We start from the raw sequence: 22240 nt of genomic DNA, 5'->3' as shown, positions 1-22240 counted from the left end.
CAATAAGAAGAATGTGACTCAGTGTCGCGTAAAATTTCTACACTATGATCTTAACTGACCACGGAAGAGAGAACGACGACTTAAATCAACTTCTGCTACGGATTGTGTCTGAACAGGAAGAGAAAGAGCCATTTTTACACTATTTTCAACCAACTCAACAGCATGTTCCGCTGCTAAATGTCTATCAAGTGGCGACATTAATGAACAAGCAAGATACTGCATACCATCAGTAAGCTCACCCACAACGAATTTAATCTGACCACAAGGTAATTCTAATCCAATGCGATCACCGACTTTTCGATGTGGCCATTCTTGTGAAGGCCCTGGGAAGACAACTAGTTCTAGCATCCAAGGAGTAAGAACAGAACCAATCCACTGATTTTCAAATAAGGTAAAGCCCCCTGCTTTTACAGGAATGCCTTCGCGATAAAAAGGAAGCCCTCTCATCTCTTTTTCAGCGATTTCACTAAAACGTGTTTCAAGTTGCTCAACAGGCGGTTCATCATATCCTATGATATCCCAGCTTAATTCACTCATGCTGTTACCTCTTTAGGTGTGACAGAAATGCCGTATTCACGCAAAATATTCACCACATGTTCTAGTGCAATTTCCATTGATTTCTCACCAATGTCAGACAGCGACATGCTTGGCTCTAATGATGCAGGTTCGATTCCCACTAAAATAAGTTTACGTGGAAATTCATCTGTCATACGCAGTGCCATTAATACATCAGATAAGCCTAGCTGATGAGGCGAGATCTTCTGTGTAAAAAGTGCGGGAACATCATCATCATGTAACACAAAAATACTGCCCGGTTCATGATTACTTCTTACCGCATCGGCAACAATCAGGAGGTCTCTTGCAGCGATATCTTGCAAAATTTCCATACCTGATGTGCCACCATCAATAACATCGACGTTCTCTGGTAAAGAGAAGCGCTCTTCGAGCGCTTCTACTATACGAACACCAATGCCTTCATCGCTTAGTAATAAATTACCAATACCTAAGACGAGAGTTCGCATTATAATACCTTCACCTTACTTAGTTCTTTACCTGTTAAATCAACCATATGCACAGCACATGCCATACATGGGTCAAAGGAGTGGATCGTTCTTACCACTTCTAATGGTTTTTTCGGATCAGCAACAGGTGTACCAACAAGAGATAACTCATAAGGACCCGGCTCATCATTAAAGTTACGAGGACCCGCATTCCATGTTGATGGAACGACTGCCTGATAGTTAGTGATTTTACCGTCTTTAAACACGATCCAGTGAGATAACATACCGCGAGAGGCTTCTTCAAAACCAACACCACGATACTCTTTGCCTGGTTCAAACTCTGGTTTAATAAAGGCAGCAGTATCACCACGACCAATATTATCAACCAGTGATTGCCATAGCGTTGCCAGAGACTCTTGTAATACACACGCGTGAACGGTACGTCCAATAATGCGACCCCAAGTAGATTCTAACTGCTCTGTTACCAGTGTTTCATTGGTTAATTGAGTATAGATCTTGTTGATGTCGTTGTAGTTTCTAACAGTTCCTTCGTGCTTACCTGCTAAACCACACACTAACCATGCTAAAGTACCGACTTCTACAGGCTTGCCATAGAATGTTGGTGATTTAACCCATGAGTATTTGTTGTTCTCATCCCAACCTGTGTATTTAGGACGAGTTAAACCTTCCCATGGTTTTAATGGTTCATCATCTTCATACCATGCGTGTTTACCACTTTCTTCAATACCGTCTTTCAGATTCTGATCTTTCCAGTCTTTAATTGGGCGATAAGTAGAGAAATCAATCCCTTCCATATAACCACCAGAAAGTAAGAACTCAGTGTTATTACCATTAATTGGTAATTCAGGTACAGACAGATAGTAGTTAGCGCCTTTACCGATTTTTAGCCATTCAGGGTAATATGCAGCGAAAATAGCAGTATCCACTTTATAAACTTGGTTAACGAAATCACCCAGTTTGTCGATAAAGCTTTTCACGTACATTAAACGTTCTAAGTTAAGAACACTTGGTGCATCAAGGTTAATTGGGTTAGCCACACCGCCCACAGCCAAGTTTTGGATATGAGGTGTTTTACCGCCCAGAATAGCCACGATACGGTTTGCATCACGCTGGCACTCAAGTGCTTGCAAATAGTGAGCAACCGCAATCAGGTTAACTTCTGGTGGTAATTTCATGGCTGAGTGACCCCAGTAGCCATTAGCAAAAATACCTAACTGACCGCTATCCACTAAACCTTGGATTTTTTTCTGCACTTTTCTGAATTCTTCAGCAGAGTTCAGATGCCATTCAGAAACCCCTTTTAGCATCGCTGATGCTTTTTCAGGATCGGCTTGTAATGCAGAAGTAATATCAACCCAGTCCATCGCAGACAGCTGATAGAAGTGAACGATATGGTCATGGATGATATGTGAACCTAAAATTAGGTTACGGATATACTGCGCATTGACAGGAATATCCATACCTAATGCGTCTTCAACAGCACGTACTGAGGCAATCGCGTGAACTGTCGTACAAACACCACAGATACGTTGCACGATAATCCATGCATCACGAGGATCGCTTCCTTTTAGGATCTCCTCCATTCCGCGCCACATGGTACCGGAAGACCAAGCCTTAACAACTTTTCCGTTATCAATTTCACAATCGACGCGTAAATGCCCTTCAATACGGGTAATAGGATCAATAGTAATGCGTTGGCTCATGATTTAACCTCAGCCTTTTTTAATTGTATATTTGAATCTGTTTGTGCAGGTAAAACCGGCAATAAACGGATAATAAGAATGTAAGCAGTTACTTCAAATGCAACGAAACCAATAGAAATCAGCAATTCGCTTGCTGTTGGGAAATAGTGGTAACCATTACCTGGATTGTAAGCAACTAAAGAGTAGTTCATACGCCACATTGCTGCGCCGATTAAGATAAATACAGCACAAACAAACAGCATTTTTGGACTACGGCGGTTATTATTTAAATGCATCAAAATCAGAGGAAGTAATAACAATGCACTTTCAGCAATGAATAACCACGAGAACATATCCCCATTTCCGATATAACTCAGTTTACCGTTCCAAATGACCTCGCCCCAACGACATACCAAGAAAGCAATCAGTAACACTTCAATCACGCGTGTTAACTTGGTAAATAGCGGTGTTTCATCATCATTCATGGTACGGCTTGCTTTTAGCAAAGAGCCTTCAAAAATAACGATAGTGAAACCAAGGAGGAAAGCAGTTAACAGAGAAAACAGCGGTAACATCTCATAAGATTGCCACAGTGGATGTACTTTCCAACCCGCTGAAATCATTAATGATCCCATTGAGGATTGGTGCATGGTTGGCAGTAAAGCACCAAGACCAATAATAAAGAACATCGCTTTGTTAAGACGTTTCAACGACACTTTCCAACCTAAACGTTCTAATAACGCAGGTAAGAATTCTAATGCCATCACCATAATATAGATGGTCATACAGGTCGCTGTTTCAAACAACACTGAGTTTACGTTAAAGTATTGCGGCATAAAGAAGTGAGGCATGTTCCAATAACGACCAATATCAATAGCGATGGATAAACCACCTAATGAATAGCCGAACAAGCTCGCTAACAATGCAGGACGCACTAATGGGTGAAACTCCCCTTTATTAAAGACATAAACAGCCCATGCAAGTGCCCAACCACCACATGCAAAGCCTGTTCCTATCAATAAGTCAAAGGCAATCCAAATACCCCAAGGATATCCCCCATTCAGATCAGAGACATCGCCCAGACCTAATACCAAACGCTTACCAATAAGAATAAAACCGAGCACAGCAAGCGGTAAAAATACTCTTACTGCTAGAGTAAATAACTTACCGCCAAGTGGACGAGGATCATGACTCGACATCGTTATCCTCCTTGTGGTGTTCCTGCTCTTGTTTTTTACTATTACGGTTAACCAAATAGGTGATCCCTGCAAGGGCTGCTATTGGTAATACCATGCCTTTATAAAGCGTATGTTGAATATGTTCAGAGCGCGCACCTGTTGATAATGGTGCCACTTCTGGCATTCCTAAATTGTCGAAAGGAACCGCAGAAAGTACCATGACTTGCGTACCGCCACCTTCAAACTCACCATAGATATGATCTTGATATTCAGGAATTTTATGTAGATAAGTATCGCCACCACTAATGGTTTGACGAGGGTAATGATATTCTTCACCCGCTTTTTTCGCTAAACGACGTTTTGCTTCTTCCAGCAACTCTTCGCGTGTACCGAAAATAACTGCACCAGTAGGACAAACTTCAACACAGCCTGGTAATAAGCCTTTATCTAAACGCTCAACACCTTTTTGGTTACAAAGCTCACATTTATAGAGCTTACCAAATGGATCATCATAATCGTATTTTGGAATGTTATAAGGGCATCCCACCATACAGTAACGACAACCTGTACAGATATCCGCGTGATAATGAACAATACCGGTTTTTGGATCTTTGGTTAACGCAGAAACAGGACAAACAGAAACGCAGTTTGCATCAACACAATGCATACATTGTTTCTTAATAAAGGCATAACCGTTTTCCAGTTGGTCTTTATTTTCACCAGTACCATCACGCCAAATTTGAATAATGTTATTTGTGTAAGGACTTAATTTGTCATTGTTTGACCAAATCGGATCACCATTAGCGTAAGTATCACCACGCTCCATTGGCTCCGGGTGATTAATTTCCTGACATTTTGTGACACATGCTTGACAGCCTACACACAGTGTAGAGTCGTAGAGCATACCGAGAGACCCAGGAATTGGGGGACGGTTCTGCGCCGCAGCATGACTCGCAGTGGGTGCCATTCCCGCAAGGAGAACCCCACCTGATGCCAGCTTAAAGAAATGACGCCTATTCACCGTTTATCCTCCTGTGAGGCTCCTGTGGCATTCTTGTCACGGCCTAATTGACGCACAGCCATCACACTGACACCCGCAACTGCACCCACGACAGCACCCAGTAAGCCAGCAGCACCATAAGAAACACCACCACCTTCTTTTGCATTAACATCAGGTACTTGTGCTTTTGGTGTTGGCTGATAAACGTTCGCTAATTGGAAAATACCTTTAGTAAAGCCGATACCTTCTTCGTTACAACCATAGCAAGGGTGACCGATACCGACAGGCCAGATCCCACCACCGACATCGCAGAATTCTAATGTTGGGCAGTTACCATAAGTTTCAGGGCCTTTACAGCCTAAATGGTATAAACACCAGCCTTGACGATGACCTTCATCACCAAATTCTTTAGCAAAACGACCCGCATCGAAATGAGGACGACGTTCACAGTTTTCGTGAATTAAACGCTCATAAGCAAAAAGCGGTCTGTTTTTGCTATCTAACTTAGGCAATTTGTTGAAAGTAATAATATGTGCAACAGTTGCTAAGAAGTTATGTGGGTTTGGTGGACATCCTGGAATATTGATAACGGTTTTGCCCGGTAAAATAGCTTCCAGTGATTTAGCGCCAGTTGGGTTGCCCCCAGTCGCAGGTACACCGCCCCATGCAGAACATGAACCAATCGCAATAATCGCAGCAGCCCCTTCAGCGGCTTCTTTGATATGCTCAAGAATTGGTTTTCCCGCAACCATACAGTAAACACCGCCGTCTTTGTCTGGGATTGAACCGTCAACAACGAGGACGTACTTACCTTTATATTTCTCCATCGCATTGTGTTTATTTTCTTCAGCTTGATCACCAAAAGCTGCAGAAAGCACTTCGTGATATTCGAGTGCGATAACATCAAGAACGAGGTTTTCCAGAGTCGGGTGAGTTGCTCGTAATAAAGACTCCGTACACCCAGTACACTCCTGAGCACCAATCCAGATAACGGGTGGACGTTCAGGTGATGCCATTGCTTCTGACATTTCTGCGGCAGCTTTGCCGCTTAATCCCATGGTAGCTGACAGCGCAGCACACAATTTCATAAAATCGCGTCGGTTAATACCATGATGGGAAAAAACATTATTCCCCAAGGCCATATATCTCTCCTGATATGATGATTTTTAATTGGAATAATTTTAAAACACCGCCTTTTTAACACTCCGACACAATAATGACTTGATCATTATCAAGCGATAATTCATTAAAAAATAAATTATTCTTTTATGTGAGTAAAAACGTTTCAGCAATATAAGGTTTAATGTCTATTTTTTATATATTTCGTCATTTTAAATTTATTAAAACTCTATTTAATAATGATAAAGGAAATAGAAATAATTATCATTATCTCAATAACACAACAAAAGAGAAAACTTAAAACCTTATTAATCAACAAATTACAGATAAGACAAAAAACAACCAAATTATAAGACAATATATTTAAAATAATACAAAATTAATAATTCATTATTTCTAATTTCTAATAAAAATTATTAAAAATAGATTCTAATATATTTTTTAATTATAATGATGACTCTTTTTTTCATATTATCAACCTTTATATTACATCACAAATAATGTTAAAAATTGCATTTCATAAACAAGAAATGATTACATTAATATATTTAATTTCAGCTTATTTTCATTACCCATTTAGCTACTTTTCTTTTGTTATTAATTTTTAATCATCATGATAGTGTTTATTTTATAGACAAAAACCAACCTGTTTTTCTTATCATTTTTCATATAGTTATAAGTATATTCGTTTTTGGAATAAGAAGTTCCCTTAGTATAAAATCGCTATAAAATTAAATACATATCGATGTATGACGACAATCAAAAGCCAAGATTATTAATAATTACTAATCAGTACATAATAGCAATAATTTCATTAGGTTATTTTATAACATATCCAATTTATAACGAAATTAACGTAAATAAAATTTAATGTTAAATCCCTGTTGTTTTTGTGGATAAAAAAAACACAATTTATCGATAAATAATCCCTAAATAGAGTCTATTTCTTTTTTTTGTGAGAATAGATAAAAGAAGTGGTCAGAAATCTAAAAAATTGAAAAATGCTTTGTTAACTGTTTGTGTTTTTTAATCAGGCAAATTCTCGCTGATAGCGAGCAATAAAGTGGGAATAAGCATAAAAATGGCACACAACAAAACACCCAATACCCACGCTGAAGATCTCGACGTAGAAGCAATAGGAACGACAGGAACGACAGGAACGACAGGAACGACAGGAACGACAGATATAACAAGCAAAATAAAAAAGCCATAACACCGAAATGTTATGGCTTCTAAATTTATTAAAATAATAAAATGCTATGTGTAGTTCTCTGCCTTTCACGCTTTATTTTACTCACCGCTTATCAAGGATAAGAAGTGGTTTGAATAAGTAAATAAAATCTACTTACCTGAAATTGGAATGACTGAAAACAACGGTCTACCTGGTGCAATAAAAAAATAAGTATCCAAATGCGGACAACTTAGATAATAAATAAATTAGGCGTTTAAACACGTTACAGAATATTTCAATTTGTAACGTGGGTGCATTATATCCAATAAGATTTTTTGCGCAAGTTTTTTTACACTTAAATCAAATTCACATAAAGACATTATAAATCACAAGGTTATAGAAAAATTTAACTTTAAAAAGTTGATTTCAACAAATCTAAAAATGAAAAAAAATGAAGAGTTAATGAATATTAATGTTAAGAGAGTTCAAATAATGATATCTACTTAGCATTAATTGATTCAGCCAACTATTACTCAATAAACTTAGTTAATTGTTTATTCTATAACTTAATCTATCTATTATTAATATTATTTAATACTAAAGTTAAATTTTATTCTAACTCAATTTTATTAATAATATCGATAACCACTAAAAACGGTAAAAATATTAACTCTGTTTTTTCTATACAATAAAAAAGCACTTTATTCATCATTTCACAACGACAAATAAAGTGCTTTTAAAATAGCGTAATAATACTTAGATAAATAGCTTATTTGCTAATTTTTAACCGCCTGTAGAGACAGTTTCCATTCCCACAAGTCCAACTTTGAGATAACCCGCTTTTCTTAGCGAATCCATTGCTGCCATTAACGTTTCATAATCAACCGTTTTATCAGCTTGGAAAAAGATGGTTGTCTCTTTGTTTGCTTGTGTCATGGTATCTAACACATTCGCCATCGTTTCATGTGTGACCATCTCTTCACCAATGAAAATTTGTTTATCCGACTTAATTGTTAAATAAACAGGCTTCTCAGGGCGAGGTTGTGGTTTTGCACTTGAAGCGGGTAAATTTACTTTTATATCAACAGTAGCTAAAGGTGCCGCCACCATAAAGATAATGAGCAGAACCAACATGACATCAATAAAAGGCGTCACATTGATATCATGCAATTCATTATCATCACCTGAATCATCACCAAGACGCATTGCCATAATTCATTACCTTGCTTTGCTGTTTTCGATATCTAAATCACGGCTGACTAATGTCACCACACCTGTTGCGATATCACCAATTTCACCACGATAACCCGCTATCATACGAGCAAAAATGTTATAGATAATAACCGCTGGAATTGCCGCAATCAGGCCAATCGCGGTTGCTAATAGCGCTTCTGCAATACCTGGTGCAACAACAGCAAGGTTTGTCGTTTGAGAATGAGCAATACCGATAAAGCTATTCATGATCCCCCAAACCGTACCGAAAAGACCGATAAAAGGAGAAATTGCACCAATGGTGGCTAAGTAACCATTACCGCGACCTAATTCACGGATAATTGCTGCAACGCGACGTTCCATTCGCATTTCAACACGCTCTTTAATACCTGAAGCCACTTTACTTTCTTGAGAGTAAGTACGCTCTAATTCTGCATCATTAAAGAAATCAGCGGTTGCACTTTTATTACCAAATTTTTTGCTAATCGCTAACGCATCGTTGAGTGATTTAGCTTCAACTAACTGAGCTGTCTCATTTCTTAGGCGACGACGCAGTGAAATTAAGTAGCTTCCTTTCGCGAAAAATAGTGCCCAAGTGACAATAGAGGCTAACAGTAAGCCAATCATGACACTCTTAACGACTAAGTCTGCGTTACGGTACATACCCATTACAGATAAATCTTCAGCAAATCCGCCACCAGCAACCATTTCAGGTTGTACTTCTGACGATGCATTTTCTGTCGCTAAAGGTGCATTTTCTGAATTCTCAGCCGTTGTTGCAGGTGTATTTTCACCTTCAGGCTTAGCGGTTTCAGTACCGACTGCTTTCACTTCATTACCCGTTTCCGTGGTAGAAGTAGCAGTTGTTGGTGTGACTATTGTCGGTGTAGCAGTTCCCTGTGTAGAAGCTGTTGAAGAAACGGCAGCAGTAGTTGGCTGTTCAGTTGGTGTGGCAGGAGTCGTATCCGCAAAAGCAGAGCCTGTCAGACCGATTGCCAATAGAATAGAAGCTGTCAAATTACGCATCAGTTGGCCTTTTACTCTCTTTTTTATCTATTTATTTATTCAGTAATGACATCTTTACGCCACTACTTACCCAAAATCGTTCGCTTACAATCATCCTGTTTGCCATCAGGAAAGAGAAAACGCTCAAATGATATCAAACATGAAGCATTTTGATAGTAATTATCATTACTATTTGGCTATTTTTTTTTCATTTGTCGATTTTTAAGACAAATTATCGTTATTTCACGTAACGTGAAATTTTATCAACTACCCTGCAAGCCTTTTGTACTTATCCAAAAAATGAATTAACTTGAGGTAAACACACCATCAATTAAAAGAAGGTATTAAGGATGACGCTAAAAAAACAAGAAACCTCACTCCTCCTTTCTGGTCGAGCTAAAAAATATTCCCAAGGCGCAGTAAACCCAATTATACAACGAACATCATCCGTTATTTTTGATTCCGTTGCACAAAAACGTGAAGCAACGAAAAAACGGGCAGAAGGTACACTTTTTTATGGACGTCGAGGCACAACTACCCATTTTGCCTTACAAGAAGCGTTAACTGAATTAGAGCAAGGTGCAGGCTGTGCACTATTTCCTTCAGGTGCAGCGGCGATTACGCAATCTATACTCGCATTTGTTGAGCAAGGTTCTCATATTCTCGTGACAGGCTCTGCCTACGATCCGACTCAAAATTTTTGTGATCAGATCTTACGTAAATTCTCAGTCACAACGACCTACTTTGATCCTTTAATCGGCAAAGAGATCAGCCAATTGCTACGTCCTGAAACAAAAATTGTTTTTCTTGAATCTCCGGGATCAATCACGATGGAAATTCAAGATCTACAAGGAATAGTCAATTCAGTTCGCCAATATAACCCTGAAATCATTATTATGATTGATAACACTTGGGCGGCAGGATTACTGCTTAAACCACTAACATTGGGTGTCGATATTTCAATCCAATCCGCCACAAAATATATTAATGGTCACTCTGATGGCATGTTAGGTTTTGCTGTGGCGAATAAACGTTGTTGGGAGCAATTACGAGAGAATACCTATTTATTAGGTCAATGTGTTGATCCTGATACTGCTTATATGACAGCAAGAGGATTAAGAACACTGCCGGTTAGGATGAAACAACACGAACAAAGTGCATTAGAAGTCGCTCGCTGGTTAAAACAACACCCTTTAGTTGATAATGTTTATCACCCTGCATTAGCTTCTTGTCTGGGACATGAATATTTTCAACGTGATTTCTCGGGTAGCAACGGCTTATTCTCTTTTAGTCTAAAGAAAATCTTAACACCTGAAGAATTTGCGCATTTCTTAGATAACTTCTCATTATTTAAGATGGCATTTTCATGGGGAGGATTTGAATCTTTAATTTTAGGTTATCAACCCAATGATATTAAAGCGATGCGCCAATATGAAACTCAGCCAACATTTACTGGAACACTATTTCGCATTCATATTGGATTAGAAAATGTAGATGATCTTATTGAGGATCTAGAGCAGGCATTTTTACGCATTTCTTAATAAAGAATGAATTTTTTATTAAAAAAAATCTATCCCTGTGGTTCCACAGGGATTAAATCAAACTGTTCTCTTTATTTTGCGTTAGAATAGCGAATATAAAGTCCTTTTTTAATGCGAGTTCGCTAATGGGTACATTAAAAGAGATAATTCACGCACTTATGCAACACGATTATATGGTGTTAGCTAATCCTAATGTGCTGTGGGTTATCTATATTGTTCTTTTTGTTATTATTATGCTGGAAAACGGGGTATTGCCCGCCGCATTTTTGCCAGGAGATACACTGCTTATTCTTTGCGGTGCCTTAATTGCAAAAGGTGTTTTACACTTTTTCCCGACTATCATTATATTAGGCACTGCCGCTAGTATTGGGAGTTGGCTCGGCTTTTTACAAGGTCGTTGGCTAAGTGATACAAAAGTAGTTAGACGTTGGATGGCTCAATTACCAGAGCAATATCACCATAAGGCAAATGATCTCTTCCATCGCCAAGGTTTATATGCACTATTACTGGGTCGTTTTATTGGATTCGTGCGTACATTATTGCCTACCTTGGCAGGTTTATCTGAATTAAAGCAACGTCGCTTTCAAATATTTAACTGGTTAAGTGGCTTCTTATGGGTAGGGATTATTGTTTCTTTAGGCTATGTGCTAAACCTTATTCCATTTGTACAAAAGCATGAAACACTTGTCATGAATATCTTGATGACATTACCCGTATTGCTTTTAAGTGCAGGCTTAATTGGCTCGATTGTGATGTATATTCGCCATCGTAAAAATAGCGCCAGCAGTAAGTAATTAAAAAAACACGCCATTATTTAGAGCAAGAATAATGGCGTATTTTATGTATTATCTGATACTGCAATAAAAGTTCAGTTGTTCATTGTCTTATCTCCACATCAATTAATATCTGACTAAAATCCCATTTATATTAATCACAATCATATTCTTCCTGCTCTATTTTTTTTAAAACTTAATGGCTTTTGAAGCAAGAAACGTTGGAATATAACTATCAACTAAGAAACGAGCATGAGGAGCAAAATCTTCAACAAAATCCTGTAATAAAAAACCTGCTGCTAATTGCCCGCCAATAAGATCAGTCAATGAGTGTCCAAAGACCAGTCCATCACCTCTTGCGACTTTTTCTTGCAGAATATCCGAAGGTAATGAGCCTTGGTCGCTATAAGGTAAGCGGTACGTTGGTTTCATTAATCCCTGCGAACGTAATTGCGGATCTCTATCATCAACAAATACAACAGGATTATAAAAGCTCGCCATTAGTACACCGCCTTTTTTCAAAACACGGTAGCACTCTTGCCAAACAGGATTTACATCCGGTACATATAGATTTGAAATAGGGTGAAAAATAATATCAAAACTTTCATCAGCAAATGCGGTTAAATCAGCCATATCACCCTGTGCTGTTACCAAATCTAGCTGATGCTTTTGTGCCAATTGGCGATCTTTGTCTAATTGACCTTCTGATAAATCAAACACGGTCACAATACCGCCCGCAGCCGCCAAAAGAGGCGCTTGTTGCCCACCTGCAGAAGCTAAACAGAGTATTTTTTTACCTTTAATATCCACTAACCATTCGCTCTTTACAGGGCTTGGTGTTAAATGCACTTTCCAGTCACCTTGCTTTGCTGCGATAATTTCTTCATCGCTCACAGGCTTAGACCACTGATTTTCCATTGCGGCTTGTTTATCCCAATGCTCTTGGTTTAATGTTAAATAATGACTTTCCATATTACTCCTTATAAATTAACTACAATTGAACTGTTGTAGGCATTAAGAGAAATAATTCATCTCTTATTTCTACAACCTTGTAGTTATAGTTATGTCAGACTATCTAGTCTAGGCACAACGGAAAACTTTTTCCTGATTAATTGTCATACTTCAGAACATCGAATTAAGGTGGAAACAAAATGCAAAACTTTACTTATTACTCGCCCACTCGCCTTCATTTTGGTCAAGGACAAATAGATAAACTACGTTCTGAAATTGGAAAAAATGAAAGAATTCTACTGACTTATGGTGGCGGTAGCATTAAGCGCAATGGCGTATTAGACCAGATTTATACCGCACTTCCGGGCTATCAAATTCATGAGTTTAGTGGCATTGAACCGAACCCATCTTATGAAACACTCATGAAAGCAGTTTCTTATGCCAGATATCACGGTATTACGCATTTATTAGCCGTGGGTGGAGGTTCTGTTATTGACGGCACAAAATTTATTGCAGCAGCGATACCTTATCACGGCGAGCCTTGGGAAATCGTAACCAGTCGCGGTAAAGTGGTCGAAAAAGCGATACCGTTAAGCTGTGTATTAACACTTCCAGCAACAGGAACAGAAACCAACAGTTTCTCTGTTATCAGTAGAAAACAGACAATGGATAAACAAAGCTTTGCCAGCCCTCATGTTTACCCTCATTGCGCTATTTTAGATCCAACAACCACTTATTCTTTGCCACCAAGACAAACTGCCAACGGTGTTGTTGACGCTTTTATTCATATATTAGAGCAATATCTCACTTATCCAGTGAATGCTCGTGTACAAGATGAATATGCAGAAGGCCTTTTACGTATTTTGATTGATCAAGGGCCAAAAGCGCTGACGTCACCTACAGACTATGATATCCGTGCTAATATAATGTGGACAGCATCACAAGCGCTAAATGGTATTCTTGGTGTTGGTGTTCCTCAAGATTGGGCTACGCATGCATTAGGTCACGAACTCACGGCTTTACACGGACTTGATCATGCGCAAACTCTCGCCATCGTTTTACCTGCATTATTAAATGAAAAACGTCAGGCTAAATACGGCAAGTTAATCCAATATGCACAAAAAGTTTGGGGGATAAACCAAGGTTCTGACGCTTTTAAAATTGAAACTGCGATTAATGAAACTCGAAAATTCTTTGAATTAATGGGACTTAGAACTCGACTGGCTGATTTCAAAATCGGTGAAGAAGATATTCCTGCATTAGTGCGAAAGTTGGAAGAGCATGGACAAATTGCACTGGGTGAGCATCAAGATATCACATTAGAAGTCAGTCAACGTATTTATACAGCGGCACTCTAAGTACTTTTTGCGACTCTGGAGATAGAAATGGATAAACCTAAACTGATCAAATTATCTGATGGAAATGCCATCCCACAACTTGGTCTTGGTGTTTGGAAAGCAGATAATCATCAAGTTGTTAAAGCTATTCATCACGCACTTGATACAGGCTATCGCCTTTTTGATACGGCAGCGATTTATCATAATGAAGAAGGTGTAGGTAAAGCATTAAAACAGATCACTGTTCCTCGTGATGAACTTTTTATCACAACAAAATTATGGAATAACGATCAGACTCATGCTCGTGGTGCCGTCTTAGAAAGTCTCCAGCGTTTGCAACTTGATTATATTGATCTCTACTTAATGCATTGGCCAGTACCTTCACGAGAGCTTTATGTTGAAGCTTGGAAGCAAATGATAATTTTGCAAAAAGAAGGGTTAGTAAAAAGCATTGGTGTCTGTAATTTTAAAGAAGAACATCTGGAACGGATCATTACAGAAACAGGCGTTACTCCTGTTATTAATCAGATTGAAATTCATCCTTTAATGCAGCAAGCACCGTTAAGAGCATGGAACGCAACTCATAATATTGTCACCGAATCTTGGAGCCCATTAGCACAAGGTGGTGAAGGTGTCTTTGAGCACCCTATTATTCAAAAACTAGCTGAAAAATACCATAAAACCCCAGCACAAATTGTTTTACGCTGGCATTTAGACAGTGGTCTTGTGGTTATTCCAAAATCAGTTACACCTTCTCGTATTGAAGAGAACTTCCATATTTTTGATTTTAAATTAGAAAAAGAAGAAGTCGCTGAAATTACCGCTCTTGAACAGAAAAAACGTTTAGGCCCTGATCCTGATATTTTTGTCGATATCTAATTTTTTAACCTCTATTAAAAGACCAATAGAATACATTTCTATTGGTCTTTCTATGTCAAAATATTTTCTCTTCTTTTTTACTCTTATTTTTATTTTTTTGATCTTTAATTTTTATATATTTATAAATTAATTAATTCACGTTCACTTTCTGATATCTAATACATCTATAAATACGAGAATCTCATCATTATTTGTTACGGTGAGTTTAAAAATGACAAAATTTAAAAGTGGACTAACGCCACAGCTTTCCTCTATTACAAAGAAAGTTGCTTGGTTTAATATCTTTATTCAATTAGCATTTCCCATCTCGGCAACGCTCCCTGCTAACGTTTTCGCAGAAGAGAATAGCCAAGAAAAACAAACTATTAATTTGGTACAAAAAACAAATAGTTATCAGGTTCAGAAAGATGACACACCTGAATCTATTGCGAAAAAATTTAATATAAAATTATTTAGGCTTATTGAAGCAAATCCTAATTATGTTTCTTTAGTCGGTAAATTAAAAATAAAAGAAGGTATTACGCTTAATATACCTAATGAGCCTTTCTCGACAAAAAAATGGCTAAATAACCATCAAGACACATCTATTCCAACGACAAACGAGCAAGAGCTTGCACAAATTATTGTTGCTCACTCATCTTTATTAAATAAAGAGACTGACGCAACACAATATGCAATAAGCCAAATATCAAGCAAGGCCAATCAACAAATAGAACAATGGTTAAATCAGTTCGGTCATGCTCGAGTTTCTCTTTCAACAGATAAAAAATTCACCTTGGAAGGAAGCTCTGCTGATCTTCTTATTCCACTCTATGATAGTGAAAAGAATTTAGTTTTTTCTCAAACCAGTTATCACCGTAAAGATTCTCGAAGCCAGTTAAATCAAGGTATTGGTTACCGACATTTTACTGACAAGTTTATGGTTGGCTTTAATGCTTTTTATGACTACGATTTAAGTCGATATCACAGCCGTTTTGGTATTGGTGCTGAAGTATGGCGAGACTATTTTAAGTTAAGTGCCAATCACTATCATCGTCTATCTAACTGGCGTACCTCTGACGATGTTATGGATTATAATGAGCGCCCTGCTAATGGTTGGGATATTCGCACTGAGAGCTATCTACCTGCATATCCACAATTAGGCGCAAAGCTTATATTTGAACAATATTACGGGAAAGAAGTCGGCTTATTTGGTAAAGATAATCGCCAAGAAAATCCTCACGCTTATACGGCTGGACTCACTTATACGCCAGTGCCTTTAATTACCTTCGGTGCTGAACGTCGCTTTGGTTTAAATGATAATAGTGATAATAAGTTTGATGTAAATATCCAATATCGACTTGGAGAATCACTCTCCTCACAACTTAATCCAGATAATGTTCGAGCAATGCGCTTAATGTCCGGAAATCGCTATGATTTTGTGAACAGAAATAACGACATCGTTTTAGAGTATAAAAAGAAAACCTTAGTATTTCTCTCAATTACACCGACAATTAATGGCTACGCAAAAGAAGAAAAAGATTTAGGTGTACAAGTTCGTTCTAAATATCCTGTTAAACAGATTGAATGGTCTGCGAGTCGCTTAATCGCTAATGGAGGTAAGATTAATCATAATAATAATCTTAGCTATTCAATCATTCTTCCTCGTCATATTTCAGGTTCACCTGAAAAGAATAGCTACACAATAAGCGCCGTTGCTATTGATGAACAAGGTAATCGTTCTGATCCGGTACAGAGTAAAATCATCGTCGATCAGTCTGCGATTAATACGCAAAATAGCCAATTTACGCCGAAAGCAACACAACTACCTGCCGACAATCATTCTGCACAAAATTTGACTTTATCAATTCTTGATAATGATAAGCTTCCTGTTGATATCGATATAAAAGAACTTTCATTAGATATTCAATCTGATGATCCAACTGGCAATAGCCGAGTTTCAAGTTTCAGTCGAATTGATGCAGGGAAATATCAAGTCACAATCACCGCAGGAAGTACTCCTGAAATTGTGACATTAACGCCCAAGTTTAGGGATAATACCTTTAATCAGGCTCAAGTGACTTTTGTTGCGGATACACATTCCGCCATTATTGCTAAAGGTGGATTAACTGTAATTAAAAACCACGCACCTGCTGACGGTAAAAGCCAAAATAAAATTCAAGTTATCGTAACAGACATTAATGCCAATAGAATTCCTAACTATCCAGTTTCTTTTACTGCCGATAATGGCGCAACGATTATTGCTCAAGCAAATACAAATGCTGAAGGTAAAATTATTGTTCCAATCACCAATACGCATATTGGTAAAAGCATCATTAATGTTAGTGTTAAAGATATTACCTATTCAACCAATGTTGATTTTATTGCCGATATTAACTCAGCAAAAATAAATACTTTCACTATTAACCCAAACAGCTCGTTTGCTAATGGGACAGATGAAAAATTTATTGCTTTAAATATCATTGATAAAAACAACAATCCTGTTCCTAATGCCAAAATTCAATTATCTGCTGATAATCAAGCACAACTCAAAGAAACAGAGTTACTAACGGATGTTCAAGGTAATGCATCAACAACGATGACCAGTAAAATAGCAGGTACAGTCACTGTAATTGCGCAGGTCAATAATATAGCAACGCAGAAAACAACGCAGTTTATTGCCGACCTATCCAACGGTAAAATTATTTCAGTGACACCATCGGCACCACCCTATATTGCAGATGGCAAAACAACAGTAACATTTACTGCTGTCGTTGAAGATAAGAATCACAATATCTTACCGAATGCGAAAGTCATTTGGTCTACTAATCGTGATCAACAAATTGTTTCTATTAATGAAGTTTCAACAACAGATAATCACGGTATTGCTCAAACGACGGTAACTAGTACTCAAGCCTTTGATGTTATTGTCACAGCAAGTATCAGTAATGAATCACTCGATGCATCACCTATTACTTTCACTGCTAATCATCAACAAGGTTTAATTACTTTAACCACGAATAAAACTGAATTAATTGCAAATAATAAAGAACAAGCAATACTCACCGCCGTGGTGAAAGATAAGTTTGGTAATAAATTACCTAACGTCACCGTTGAATGGCAATCGAGTGTCTCAACCACACTCGATAAACAAAAAAGTGTGACCGATAATCAAGGACAGACAACCAATCAAATTCGGACCCAAAAAGCAGGTGCGACAGAAATTATTGCCACTCTTTCAAATAAAGAAAAAGCACAAGTCACATTAACCGCTATTGCCGATCCAAATAGCGCCAATATTGTCTTAACCACTGTAAATAACAAAACAGAAGCGGTTGCAGATAATAGCGATACTATTACCTTAATGGCACATGTTACGGATGCTAAAAATAACCCATTAATAAAACAATCTGTATTCTGGAATTCAACCCATAATGTGTTGAGTGAGAATATGGTGAAAACCGATGATAATGGTAATGTACAAGTTGTGATAAAAGGGACTGAAGCACAACCGACAACGGTCACAGCAACACTAGAAAATAGCCAAAGCGCTACCCAAAATCTTCGTTTTATTGCAGGCCAAGTTAATGCATCACAAAGTACATTTTCGATTGATCCTCAATCTATCGTGGCAAATGGCAGTTCCTTCGCAACAGGGACAATTACTCTAAAAGATAAATTCGGTAACCTTGTTCCGAAACAAGAGAAATTTATTGCTCTCTCTGGTGATAACACCACCATCAAATTTAGCGCACTCAAAGAAATCGATACTGGCGTTTATCAGACAACGATTAACGGTAGGCAAGAAGGTATTAGTCTTATTAGTGCTCAATATGCCAATGCAACAAATACCTTTAATTTAACTCAACCTCTTGGTTTTATTGCTGACAAGCAAAATGCCATAATTAATGCAGTTAATGTTATTGCCCCTTTTGATGTCACGGCAAATGGCACAGATCAAGTCATCATTCGTGCAAAAATTGTTGATAAACAAGGCAACCCAAGCATGGAAGGTATTGCTGTGGGTTGGTTAACCTCACTAGGCAGACTTTCGTTACCTATCAGCAAAACAGATAAAAATGGGATTGCAGAAATCACCTTAAGTAGTACACAAGCGGGTACAGCACAAGTTACAGCGATGCTCGATAGCCAACAATCTCTTGATGCTGACCATTTGATTAACTTTAACACTGATGTGGTTTCTGCCGATAAGTCTCAACTATCACTTATCCCCAACACCATTATTTCTGAAACAGGTCGTTCTCAAATTACTTTAACGCTAAAAGATAAATACGATAATTTATTAACAGGGTTAAAGGACAAAATCAGCGTTACCTATAGTGCTGATTTAACCGCAACCACAACAACATTTAATGAAATCTCCACTGGGGTTTATCAAGCACAAGTTAGTGCGTTGAAAGCAGGTCAAACAACAATCAGTGCCAAAATAAATTCAGTGACACTGACACAAACTGCACTATTGACGGTTCTACCTAATCGCCAGACAGCCAAAGTCGATAAGTTTGTGATCAGTGATACACAACCTCATGCAGGCGACACCATTACTTATCACGCTTATATTAGCGATAAGAATGATAATCCTGTTAACAGTGGCGTAAGTGTCACATGGACGGCAGATAAAGAGAGCTTACTCAATAGACCACTGACATTTACAGACAATAAAGGTGTTGCAGACGTTGAATTAACACGTAATCCAGCAGGTATCGCTAAAGTTAATGCGGTATTAATTTCAGGTAGTTACCCTGCCCCTGATGTCAATTTTGTGGCTGATGATGTTGATGAAAATAGTTCAGAAATCAACTTAATACCGGCAACAATCATCGCCAATGGTACAGATAAAGCATTACTGACTTTAACGATTAAAGATAAAGGCGGTAATATTCTGCCAGATCAGCAAGTTGAGGGGACCTCTAATAACCCAACCATTCAATTTAGCTCAGCCAAACAAGTCTCTCCGGGTCATTATGAAATTGAAGCCACAGGGACTAAATCAGGTACAGCGCAATTAAGTGTTAAAGTTAATGGTGTTGATTTCAAAAAACAAAAAACCTTACAACTGCGTGCTGACGCAACAACCTGGCAAGTAAAATCTGTCGATGTCGATAGAACAACCATGATTGCGGGTGATAAAGGCGTTAATTATCAAGCAATCATTGTTGACGCTAATGACAATATATTGCCTAACATTATTGTGTCATGGAAGTTACAAGGTTTAGCTGATGACTATGACTTTAGTACCTATACAGACACTAATGGTGTCGCAAGAACCAAAGTCACCAGCACAGTTGCCGGTATATTGAAAATGAGTGCTTATCTTGATTTAAATAATCATAAGCCAATTCAAGATGTCACTGTAACTCCTGCTGATATTGATGCCAATAAATCAACCTTTAGTAGCAATCGCCAATCAATAGGTGGAGATGATAAAGATAGCGCCCTACTGACTGTGAACTTAATGGATAAATACAGTAATACTATTGATGGTAAAACTGTTTCGGTTAAAGCCACCAGTGGTAGAGCTAATTTTAGTGATAACCCACTAAATTCATTAGGAAAGGGTAAATATCAAACCAGTCTTACTTCAAACATTAAAACAGATATTATCGTCACGGCGGAAGCAGAAGGAATAACCATTGCGAAGCCATTAACCATTAAAGTGACTATTCCAAAACCTGATATTATTTTTGACAAACAAATCCAGCAAGAGACCTATGCTTCAGCACCTGTCAATGCATTAGGTTATACGGGATTACCTAATAATATTAATGTGATGTGGTCTAGTTCTGATCCCACTATTGCCTCTATTGATACAACTAGTGGGAGTATTTCGATGAAAAAAGCGGGTACTGCCATTATCACACTACAAACATCAGGTAATGATCAATATCAACCGGCTCAAAGTAGTTATCCTTTAGTCATTGAAAAAGCCGCGCCTATTTTGCAACTAGCTTCATCCGGTGCAATTACATCTGTGTGGAATGATGGAATAACGCACAAGGTTGATGCCACTTTTGGTAATACCGACGTAAAAAATATTCCTTTATATTATGTCAGTGATGATCAACGCATAGCCATCGTTGATACACAAGGAACTATTACAGAAGTGAAGCCGGGTAAAACTAAAATACACATCAAAAGTGATGCAACTGATCAATTTCTAGCAGATGCTGTTACTGTGGATTATGAGCAAGATAAAGGCACACTCCAAATCACTTTTGCAAAAAATGACATTATTTTATCTGAAACAGATACTAATATTGATGTACAACAACCCACAACGCCATTACCTAAACAAGCTCAAGGTATCTGGTCAGCAAAAGATCCGAATATTGTCGCGATAAAGGAAAGTGGCGTTATTGTTAAAGTTAACCCCGGTAGAACAGACATCATTTTGACTTCAAAAGAAAATGACTACTTTTATCAATCTCAAGGTTCTTATTCTGTAGATGTCCGAAAAGTACCTCATATCACTATGAATTCTGTAACACGAAGAGTGGATAATGAAAAAAATGCACAAATCACACCTAATGCAAATACACCAATAAATTGGACTCCTGTTTATGACAAAGACTCATTAACCTTTTCTTGGTTACCGCCAGATACATCTGCAAGTGATTATGCCGTTAATCTTGAATTATGGGATGGTAATCAAAAAACTAGCCAAATATTTGCTTATGACCGAACTCAACTTATTGGAGGACAAGCACAAAAAACCGAATTCAAAATCGATAAGACTTTATTTACAAGTACTCAGCTTAAAATCAAAGTCATTGTATTTGATCTTCTTGACCATGATCCGAATACAAATACAGGTAGGCAATATGCGGTTTATTATCCACTAGATGTAAAACACATTGATCCTATGTATATGGATTTAGAATTAAGCGGTTCTATTTCATTTATTACTACTCGTGATGCGAGTGTATCAAGAAATTCATGTAGAGCGACTCAATTAGATGATATGGTGCATGTTATTGCAAGACCAATGTTCACCTTAGGAAATAGCACTAATCATTTCCTTACACCAATAACAGTTTCACATAAACTTATTGATATAAAAGGTGCATCATCCCGTAGCACGGTCGACTATCAAGACGAAAACAATTATGACTCAACGGTTTATAATGAAGAACTTCAATCTAATAGTCATACTATGGCAATGAAAGAAGATTGTTGGTCTACTGGTGCAGGCTCCTCAGCACACCGTGGTAATGCAACATTAATAACTTATGTCACTATCGCTGGTGAAACACATGAATTTCAACAACATGTAAACTGGGATGGTGATGGTGGAGCATCCCTGAATAACATAGAGAAAATTAGTCAACTTTAATCAAAATGATTAGATTAATAATAAAGAGCCCATTAGG

At 37.8% G+C, this 22240-nt stretch carries 15 protein-coding genes; 5 read left to right on the top strand and 10 right to left on the bottom strand.

Going from position 1 to position 22240, the window contains the following annotated elements; translation table 11 throughout:
- Nucleotides 1-42: 42 nt before the first annotated feature.
- The 9 genes from hybE to exbB form a co-directional block, all read right to left on the bottom strand.
- Nucleotides 43-537 carry a hydrogenase-2 assembly chaperone gene (hybE, locus tag D7029_RS03295; RefSeq protein ID WP_088493732.1) on the bottom strand — a complete coding sequence of 165 codons (495 nt, stop codon included), beginning with the start codon at nucleotides 535-537 and terminating at the stop codon, nucleotides 43-45.
- On the bottom strand, nucleotides 534-1022 hold the full coding sequence (locus D7029_RS03290; protein ID WP_006535184.1) for a HyaD/HybD family hydrogenase maturation endopeptidase: 489 nt from the start codon (nucleotides 1020-1022) through the stop codon (nucleotides 534-536). Before D7029_RS03290 ends, hybE begins: the two co-directional genes overlap by 4 nt.
- Entirely contained in the window at nucleotides 1022-2725 is a 1704-nt protein-coding gene (gene hybC, locus D7029_RS03285; RefSeq protein ID WP_194951836.1) for a hydrogenase 2 large subunit, read from the bottom strand. Before hybC ends, D7029_RS03290 begins: the two co-directional genes overlap by 1 nt.
- Entirely contained in the window at nucleotides 2722-3903 is a 1182-nt protein-coding gene (gene hybB, locus D7029_RS03280) for a Ni/Fe-hydrogenase cytochrome b subunit (protein WP_088493734.1), read from the bottom strand. The genes hybC and hybB overlap by 4 nt, the downstream gene beginning before the upstream one ends.
- Nucleotides 3890-4903 carry a hydrogenase 2 operon protein HybA gene (gene hybA, locus D7029_RS03275; RefSeq protein WP_036911746.1) on the bottom strand — a complete coding sequence of 338 codons (1014 nt, stop codon included), beginning with the start codon at nucleotides 4901-4903 and terminating at the stop codon, nucleotides 3890-3892. The genes hybB and hybA overlap by 14 nt, the downstream gene beginning before the upstream one ends.
- Entirely contained in the window at nucleotides 4900-6024 is a 1125-nt protein-coding gene (gene hybO, locus D7029_RS03270; protein WP_075674248.1) for a hydrogenase 2 small subunit, read from the bottom strand. The genes hybA and hybO overlap by 4 nt, the downstream gene beginning before the upstream one ends.
- Before the next feature lie 1003 nt (nucleotides 6025-7027).
- Nucleotides 7028-7198, bottom strand: coding sequence for a hypothetical protein (locus D7029_RS03265; protein ID WP_194951835.1), 171 nt, complete (start codon nucleotides 7196-7198; stop codon nucleotides 7028-7030).
- Between the two features lie 757 nt (nucleotides 7199-7955).
- Nucleotides 7956-8384 (bottom strand): TonB system transport protein ExbD, encoded by a 429-nt coding sequence (exbD, locus tag D7029_RS03260; protein WP_006535192.1) that lies wholly within the window; start codon nucleotides 8382-8384, stop codon nucleotides 7956-7958.
- Nucleotides 8385-8390: 6 nt separating this feature from the next.
- A complete protein-coding gene (gene exbB / locus D7029_RS03255) occupies nucleotides 8391-9410 on the bottom strand; it encodes a tonB-system energizer ExbB (RefSeq protein ID WP_194951834.1) in 1020 nt (339 codons plus the stop codon).
- Nucleotides 9411-9739: 329 nt separating this feature from the next.
- Between exbB and metC the strand changes: the two genes are divergently transcribed.
- Nucleotides 9740-10930, top strand: a complete 1191-nt coding sequence (gene metC / locus D7029_RS03250) for a cystathionine beta-lyase (RefSeq protein WP_194951833.1) — start codon at nucleotides 9740-9742, stop codon at nucleotides 10928-10930.
- Between the two features lie 125 nt (nucleotides 10931-11055).
- Nucleotides 11056-11724 carry a DedA family protein gene (locus tag D7029_RS03245; protein ID WP_194951832.1) on the top strand — a complete coding sequence of 223 codons (669 nt, stop codon included), beginning with the start codon at nucleotides 11056-11058 and terminating at the stop codon, nucleotides 11722-11724.
- Nucleotides 11725-11892: 168 nt separating this feature from the next.
- On the opposite strand, the gene D7029_RS03240 is transcribed toward D7029_RS03245, so the two are convergent.
- The gene (locus tag D7029_RS03240; protein ID WP_194951831.1) at nucleotides 11893-12675 is read right to left on the bottom strand and encodes a class I SAM-dependent methyltransferase; all 783 of its coding nucleotides are present in this window, start codon (nucleotides 12673-12675) and stop codon (nucleotides 11893-11895) included.
- Between the two features lie 179 nt (nucleotides 12676-12854).
- On the opposite strand from D7029_RS03240, the gene D7029_RS03235 reads away from it, so the two are divergent.
- The 3 genes from D7029_RS03235 (at nucleotide 12855) to D7029_RS03225 (ending at nucleotide 22203) form a co-directional block, all read left to right on the top strand.
- Nucleotides 12855-14012, top strand: a complete 1158-nt coding sequence (locus D7029_RS03235; protein WP_194951830.1) for an iron-containing alcohol dehydrogenase — start codon at nucleotides 12855-12857, stop codon at nucleotides 14010-14012.
- Nucleotides 14013-14039: 27 nt separating this feature from the next.
- The gene (gene dkgA / locus D7029_RS03230) at nucleotides 14040-14870 is read left to right on the top strand and encodes a 2,5-didehydrogluconate reductase DkgA (RefSeq protein WP_194951829.1); all 831 of its coding nucleotides are present in this window, start codon (nucleotides 14040-14042) and stop codon (nucleotides 14868-14870) included.
- A 211-nt stretch (nucleotides 14871-15081) separates the two neighbouring features.
- Nucleotides 15082-22203 (top strand): Ig-like domain-containing protein, encoded by a 7122-nt coding sequence (locus D7029_RS03225; protein ID WP_194951828.1) that lies wholly within the window; start codon nucleotides 15082-15084, stop codon nucleotides 22201-22203.
- Nucleotides 22204-22240: the final 37 nt, after the last annotated feature.

The sequence above is a fragment of the Proteus vulgaris genome (assembly GCF_016647575.1).
Classification (GTDB): domain Bacteria; phylum Pseudomonadota; class Gammaproteobacteria; order Enterobacterales; family Enterobacteriaceae; genus Proteus; species Proteus mirabilis_B.
Note: the sequence above shows the minus strand (reverse complement) of the source record. Positions and strands in the feature narration are given on the sequence as shown.